The 6,980-nt window shown below is 71.3% G+C and carries 8 protein-coding genes; 4 read left to right on the top strand and 4 right to left on the bottom strand.

The genetic code is table 11. From position 1 onward, the window contains the following. Together H0488_RS20790 and H0488_RS20795 are read right to left on the bottom strand one after the other, a co-directional pair. The coding region (locus H0488_RS20790; RefSeq protein ID WP_220794844.1) for a hypothetical protein at window positions 1-259 on the bottom strand (259 nt) is incomplete at its 3' end. Between the two features lie 201 nt (window positions 260-460). Continuing rightward, window positions 461-1,102, bottom strand: a complete 642-nt coding sequence (locus H0488_RS20795; protein WP_183101132.1) for a hypothetical protein — start codon at window positions 1,100-1,102, stop codon at window positions 461-463. Between the two features lie 236 nt (window positions 1,103-1,338). On the opposite strand from H0488_RS20795, the gene H0488_RS20800 reads away from it, so the two are divergent. Beyond that, window positions 1,339-1,758, top strand: a complete 420-nt coding sequence (locus tag H0488_RS20800) for a VOC family protein (protein ID WP_183101133.1) — start codon at window positions 1,339-1,341, stop codon at window positions 1,756-1,758. On the opposite strand, the gene H0488_RS20805 is transcribed toward H0488_RS20800, so the two are convergent. Further along, window positions 1,755-2,255 carry a DUF2834 domain-containing protein gene (locus H0488_RS20805; RefSeq protein WP_183101134.1) on the bottom strand — a complete coding sequence of 167 codons (501 nt, stop codon included), beginning with the start codon at window positions 2,253-2,255 and terminating at the stop codon, window positions 1,755-1,757. The genes H0488_RS20800 and H0488_RS20805 overlap by 4 nt on opposite strands. Window positions 2,256-2,398: 143 nt before the next feature. Here H0488_RS20805 and H0488_RS20810 point away from each other — a divergent pair, with 143 nt between their 5' ends. Further along, window positions 2,399-2,995: a TetR/AcrR family transcriptional regulator gene (locus H0488_RS20810; RefSeq protein WP_183101135.1), complete on the top strand. Its 597-nt coding sequence runs from the start codon at window positions 2,399-2,401 to the stop codon at window positions 2,993-2,995. A 52-nt stretch (window positions 2,996-3,047) separates the two neighbouring features. Further along, on the top strand, window positions 3,048-4,604 hold the full coding sequence (locus H0488_RS20815; protein ID WP_183101136.1) for a phytoene desaturase family protein: 1,557 nt from the start codon (window positions 3,048-3,050) through the stop codon (window positions 4,602-4,604). A gap of 63 nt (window positions 4,605-4,667) precedes the next feature. Here the strand turns inward: H0488_RS20815 and H0488_RS20820 are convergent, their stop codons facing one another. Beyond that, the gene (locus H0488_RS20820) at window positions 4,668-6,554 is read right to left on the bottom strand and encodes a carboxypeptidase-like regulatory domain-containing protein (RefSeq protein WP_183101137.1); all 1,887 of its coding nucleotides are present in this window, start codon (window positions 6,552-6,554) and stop codon (window positions 4,668-4,670) included. A 126-nt stretch (window positions 6,555-6,680) separates the two neighbouring features. Between H0488_RS20820 and H0488_RS20825 the strand changes: the two genes are divergently transcribed. Next, window positions 6,681-6,980 (top strand): nitroreductase family protein (locus H0488_RS20825; RefSeq protein WP_183101138.1); only part of this gene is annotated, 300 nt, incomplete at its 3' end.

Consider the following 6,980-nt stretch of genomic DNA (forward strand, 5'->3'; position numbering starts at 1 on the left):
CTGCCGGCCCCCCGACCCCGAGCGAGATGTCCTGGGGGAGGGCGTCGTCGGACGCGAGCCGGGCGGGAACGACCTCGCCCCCGAGGTCGTCGACCGCGGTACGGAGGATCTGCGCCGCCTCCTCCCGGGTCAGCGCCCGGAGCAGGGCACGGGTGGCGGCCAGCGCGATCGCGTCTCCCCGACGCCCGTCGCCCTCCAAGGGCAGCGGGTAGGACCGCCGCCTCCGCTCGCGCGGGTCGACGCGAGCCCGGCGAACCACGTTGGCCGCCGGACCTCCTGCGCCTGGAGACTCCACAACAGCAGTCTCCCTGCAACGAGGTGGGAGGAGGAGAGGTTTGAGGGCTGAGGGCGTAGGCAATTGGTCCCGAAGATCCGGCCTGGGGTCGGGCACGACGAAGCTCCCGGCCGGAGCGATCCGGCCGGGAGCTTCGTGCGTTGCGCGGGGTGCTGCCCCTGGGTCCTACTTGTTGACGGCGTTGCCGAGCTCGACCGCGACGATGCGCGGGTCGAGGACCTGTCCGTTGTACGGCGCCTGCTGGCCCTCGCAGGTCATGGTCAGCTCGAGCGGGACGTCGGTGTCGACAGCGATCCCGTCCAGGCTGATCGTGCCGAGCTCGCCGCCGCCAGCGGCGACCCGGACCTCCGAGGTCGCGATCGTGCTGGTGAACTCGCCGATCGGCTGCTTGAGCTCGCAGATGAAGTCGTTGGCGTCGGCGCCGTTGTTGGTGACGTTGGCGGACGCCGTGACGTAGTACGCCCCGGCGGGGACGGTGAACTCGAAGATCGTCTTGTCCGCGTTGCCGGAGCTGATGTTGTGGAAGTTCAGGTCGTCGAAGAAGGCGTCGGGGCCGGCGGTGAACACCTTCCGCGCGTTCGGGGTGAGCTCGTTCTGGCCGAGCGTCCCGTTCTTGATCTTCGGGGCCCGCACCGCGTCCGTCGCGAGGTCGGGGGCCTTGACCTGTCCGTCGATGATCTGCGGGGAGCCGACGGAGTTCTTGGCGACGCCGGCCGCGTAGGCGGCGCCGCCGACGCCGCTGACGGCGATGACGAGCGCCACCGAGGACGCGACGTTCGAGTAGTTGAGCTTGTTCCGGAGCTTCATGATGGTGTCCTTCGGGTGGAGAGGTGAACGGGTTGTCGTTGACCACTAATCTCTCCGCGCAGCGCCTGGCGTACATCCGCGATCGCTACGCAACCAACGTCGCCGAGCACGTAACTCAGTAGTCGCCCGCCGCGGCGAGCTACGTGGTCGGCTGCTGTCGGTTCCGCTTGTCGGCGGGCAGTCCTAGGTTGGGTGCGTCGGCCGGAAGGGCCGGCCCCACGACCTGGAGGACCACGATGGGATCCCTGCTCAACCCCTACCTCAGCTTCAAGGACACCGCCCGTGAGGCGATGGAGTTCTACCAGTCGGTCTTCGGTGGCGAGCTCGCCGTCAACACCTTCGGTGAGTACGGCGACTCGTCCTCCCCCGCGGCCGACCTGGTCATGCACAGCATGCTCACGACGCCCGGCGGCTTCGCGCTGATGGCGGCCGACACCCCCGAGGGCATGGACTTCACCCCGGGCTCGCAGATCACGATCAGCCTCTCGGGTGACGGCGACGACGCCGACGCGATCCGTGAGTACTGGGAGAAGCTCTCCGACGGCGCCACCGTCACCGTCCCGCTGGCCCAGCAGGTCTGGGGCGACGAGTTCGGCCAGATCACCGACAGGTTCGGGATCGCCTGGATGGTCAACATTGGTGGCGGCGCGGCCTAGGTGGTCGCTCCCGCCGCCACTGCCCCGTGGCCGGCGGCCAGCCGGCGCTGCCGCTCCACCGTGAAGAGGTAGAACGCCCAGCCGAACGTGAAGCTGGCGAAGAGCGTGGCCACGAAGAACAGCCACGGCTTCGCGATGCCCCGCCGCAGCCCGTCGACGATCGTGACGAGCGGGAGGATCACCACGTTGGCGACCGTGAAGTCGACGCCGGCGGACCCGGCAGCCGGGTTGTCGTACATGAGCTCGAGGTACTGCGCCCAGCTGCCGTCGCCCCACAGCGGGTTGAAGAACAGCTGGTCCGGGCCGTAGTCCAGGACGAACGTGGTGTTGAAGTACCAGCCCAGCCCGACCGACACGACACCGACGACCAGGTAGCCGACCTCGAGGGGCGAGAACGCCGGCCCCGACGCCGGCCGACGGAAGATCGTGGGGTTGGAGCGGACCAGCCAGAGCACGACGGCGACGCCGAGCACGGCGTGGACGATGAGGGACACCATCGGCCGAGGGTCCCGCCGACTCCATGTTTTGTCAATAGTGACAGAACGCACGAGTCGCTGGTTGAGGTGCGAGCGCAGCGAGCCGTTGTCGCTGGTTGAGGTGCGAGCGCAGCGAGCCTCGAAACCAAGGCACAATGCCGCCCATGGCCAGCCCTCCGCAGACCGCCCGCAGCGAGCGCACCCGCGAGGCACTGCGCCGCGCGGCGACGGTCCGCTTCCTGGCCCAGGGCGTCGAGGAGACCTCGGCCGAGCAGATCGCCGCCGACGCGGGCGTGTCCCTGCGGACCTTCTACCGCCACTTCGGCTCCAAGCACGACCTGCTCTTCGCCGACTACGACGCGGGCCTGCAGTGGTTCCGTCGCGCGCTCGCCGACCGCCCGCCCGGGGAGCGGGTCGTGGAGTCGGTGCAGGCGGCGATCTTCGCCTTCCCGTACGACGTCGAGGCGGTCACCCAGATCGCGAGCCTGCGCGCCGACGAGCTCGACCCGCGACGGATCGTGCGGCACATGCGCGAGGTGCAGTCCGACTTCGCGCACGCCGTACGCGACCACCTGGCCCGCCGCAGCGACGACCCGGAGGCGGAGGCCCTGGCCATCACGGTGACCGCCCGTTGCGTGGCCGCCGCGGTCTTCGCCGGCATGGAGGTCTGGATGCAGCGCGAGGAACGCTCGCTCGCCGACCTCGCCGAGCTGTGCCGGACCGCGCTCACCTCGATCGAGAACGGCCTGCCCGTCCGCTGACCCTGTTTTGTCACTATTGACGAAACAGCGAGGTGGATGGCACCCTCGCCCGATGCAGTACGACGCGATCGTGGTCGGCGCCGGCCACAACGGGCTGACGGCCGCCACCGTCCTGCAGCAGGCCGGCCTCCGCACCCTGGTGCTGGAGGCCAAGAGGTACGCCGGCGGGATGGCCTCGACGGTCGAGCTGTTCGACGGCTTCAGGTTCGAGATCGCGGGGTCCGTCCAGCTGCCCACCTCCGCGGTGGTGAGCAAGGAGCTGGGCCTGGACACGCTCCCCCAGGTCGACCTCGACGTCATGTCGGTCTCGCTGATCGACGAGCAGACCACCCCGCTCATCTACTACACGGACCTGGTCGAGGCCGCGACCCACCTGGAGCAGGTGCACGGCATCGAGGTCGTCCTCGGGATGGCCGAGCTGATGGGCTGGAGCGCCGCACCGACCCGGGCGCTCGGCAGGTTCGAGCAGGGCACCGCGCCCAGGACCCTCGACGAGATGTACGCCTGCGCGACGAACCCGGCCGAGCGCGCGAGCATCACCGACCTGCTCTTCGGGTCCTGCACCGAGGTGCTGGACCGCTACCTGCCCGACAAGGAGAAGCACGCGGCCCTGCGCGGGATGCTCGCGTTCCTGGCGGTCAACTCGACCTACCGCGGCCCGTCGTCCCCCGGCAGCGCCGCCGGGCTGGCGTTCGGGATGGCGGTGCCCGACGAGAACACCGTGCTGACCAAGAAGCTCAAGGGCGGCATCGGCGTGCTCACCGAGCACCTCGCCCGGCAGTACGCCGACGCGGGCGGTGAGCTGCGGCTGGACGCCGCGGTCGGCGAGATCGTGGTGGCCGACGGGCGCGTGACCGGCGTGGTGCTGGCCGACGGCGAGCGGATCACGGCGCCCGCCGTGGTCTCGGCGATCGCCCCCGACCTCACCCTGAACACGTTGGTCACCTCCGGTGCGGTGAGCCCCGAGCTCAGCACCCGGTTGTCGCGCATCGACCACCGCGGCAGCTACGTCCAGATGCACTTCGCGCTCGACGGGGTGCCCGAGTTCGCGGCGCCGTACGAGTTCCTCAACGACCCGCGGATGCAGAGCGCCATCGGCCTCTTCGCCACGCCCGAGGTGCTGCAGCGTCAGTTCGAGGACAGCCGCCGGGGGATCGTGCCGGCCGACCCCGCCGTCGCGTTCCAGATCCCGTCGGCGTCCGACCCGGACCTCTGCCCGCCCGGGAAGGCGGCCGCGTCGGCGTTCTCTCTGTGGTTCCCCGTCGAGGAGGACCCGAGCGAGTACGCCCGGCTCAAGGCCGAGATGGGCCAGCGCGTGATCGACAAGATCACCCGGTTCGCGCCCGACTTCGAGAGCCTCATCCTCAAGCACACGACGTTCACCCCCAAGCACATGGGCACCATGTTCGGCGCCCCGGGCGGCGACTACTGCCACGGCCTGATCCACCCGGAGCTGCTCGGCCCGTACCGCCCCGGGCCCCTCGGCTACCGCGACCAGCCCCACGACATCGCGGGGCTCTTCCTCGGCAGCGCCGGCTGCTACGGCGGCCCGGGCATCACCTTCATCCCGGGCTACAACGCGGCCCAGGCGGTCCTGGCCGCCCGCTGACCCCGGAACTGCGCCGAGCCGGCTCTTGTTGACAAGAGCCGACTCGGCGAAGGGGGGTGCGGGTCAGCCGCCGTGGAGGACCAGCTCGACGTCACCGAGCTCGATGTCGCCGCCGTCGACGTCGCCGTCGATCGTCAGGGGCGCCGCGTCGGCCTCCAGCCAGTACGGCGTGCCGTACTGCACCGGGAAGTAGACCCACAGCGACCGGGCGAACGCCTCGTCGTTCGGCGTCACCGCCAGCCCGCCGGTGGCGGTGCCCTCCGAGAGCCGGGTGATGGTGAACTCGCCGGTCGATCCGCGGGTGCGGGACCGGGTCGGGTGCTCGTTGGTCGGGTTGGTCGTCAGACCGGCCGGGTAGAGCACCTCGTAGCCGATGTTGGTGATCGCCGGCAGGTCGGTGCCCTCGTAGACCAGCCGCCCGGTCAGGGTGTGGCCGGGAGCGAGCGGCACGTCGTACCTCCGCGACGCGGCGATCTCCACGTCGTCGTGGCAGATCGGCGCGTAGTTGTGCGGGAAGCCGTCCGCGGCGACCATCCAGTGCTCGCCGGGGACCAGGCCGCGGATCACGTAGCGGCCCTGGGCGTCGGCCTTCTCGATCTCGTGGAAGCCGCCGAAGGTCGGGAACGCGTCGGCGGGGCACAGGTCGCTCGTGGTGGCCTCGACCACCGCGTGGGGGGCCGTGCGGCCGCGCAGCGTGAGCAGCGGCTGGTCGATCCGCAGCCGACCCAGGTCATAGGCGCGGAGGGCGCGGACCCGGAAGGTGCGCAGGCCGTACGCGTCGCCGTCCTTCGCGACGAGCGTGTAGACGCCGCGGCGCAGGCCGGGGTACGTCGCCACGCCGTCCTCCCGGATCAGGTTGGCGAAGACCACGTTGCCGCGGCTGTCGCGGAGCTCGCTGTCGACCCGTCCCTCGGTGCCGCGGAGGCGGACGGTGGCGGTCGCGCCCCGGGTCAGCGGAACGGTCGACTCGACCCGCTCGTCGCCCTCGACGACCGAGACCCGCTCGAAGTGCCGGACGAACTCCCCACCCGGCCGCAGCACGCCGACCCGGTAGTCGCCGGGGACGAGCCCCGTGAACCGGAACGCCCCGCGGCGGCTGGTGAAGAGGCTCGCGATCAGGTCGCCGTCGCCGTCGGCCAGGAAGATCTCGGTACGACGGGCGGGGTCGCCGGTCGCCTCCTCGATCGCCGTGCCGGCGAGGGTGGTGCCCTGGTCGAGCACGCCGTCGACCTGGCCCGGGTGCGCGGCGTCGATGGTGACCTCCGCCGAGCGCCACGGGACGGTGCCCTGGCCGCCGGCCCGGAGGTAGTAGGTGCCGGGAGCGAGGCCGTCGATCGTGAACGCGCCGTTCTCGTCGGTCTGGCCGTGGAGGGCGACGGTGTCGTTGAGCCGCATCACCTCGAGCTGCTCGAACCGGGCTCCGGCGAGGGTCCCCTCGATCCGGGCGGTCGGCTGCACCTCGATGGTGCCGACCGCGAGATCGGCCGCGGTGGCGTCGTACAGGTCGGTGTGCTGGAGCCAGCTGTCGAAGGCGCCGTCGGGGCCGACGTAGCGGATCAGGTGCTCGGCCTCGGCGGGCTGCACGCAGGTCGCGGGCCGGTCCTCGTCGTGGTCGCAGACCTGGACGAGGAAGCCGCGCGGGTCCTGGCGGACCCGGAACGTGCCGTCGGCGGCGGTCACGTCCCACCGGTCGGTGGTCTCGTCGAGCATGCCGAACTCGGGGATCTCCCGTGGCGGGAGCACGTTGACCAGGGCGCCGGCGACGGGATCGCCGGAGCGGTCGACGACGACGCCGGTCACCCAGCCGGTGCCGGCGGGAGACGCGGCGCTCGCCGAGGCGGTGGGGAGAACGGTGGGGAGAGCGGTGGGCAGCCCGGCCGTCAGCACGGCGGCAGCGGCCAGGGAGAGTCGGCCAGCGGTGCGGACGACGTGGGGAGTGCGCGAAGACACGGGGTTCCTTCCAGAGGAGAAGCGGTACGGCGAAAGGACGCGACCCGGTCCGGAATGGTTGCAGCGGTTCATCCCTGAGGATGAGTACGGACGCCGCGCCGGATACGGGGCCGGATACTGGGCCGCATGTCGCACGCACCGATGCCCGAGGCCGCGTCCCTCGCGGAGCCGCTGCGCTCCCGCTGGAGCCCGAGCGTCTTCGACGCCGAGCACCGGCTCACTGCCGAGGAGATCACGACCCTGCTGCACGCCGCCCAGTGGGCGCCGAGCAGCGGCAACCTGCAGCCGTGGCGGTTCGTCGTGTGCGAGCGCGGCGACGCCGCGCACCGGGCGATGGTGCCGCACCTGAGCCGGGGCAACTCCGGTTGGGTGCCGCGGGCCTCGGTCGTGTTCCTCACCGCCACCCAGGTGGCGGAGGCGCCGGAC

This window comes from Nocardioides pelophilus, assembly GCF_014180685.1.
GTDB lineage: Bacteria > Actinomycetota > Actinomycetes > Propionibacteriales > Nocardioidaceae > Nocardioides > Nocardioides pelophilus.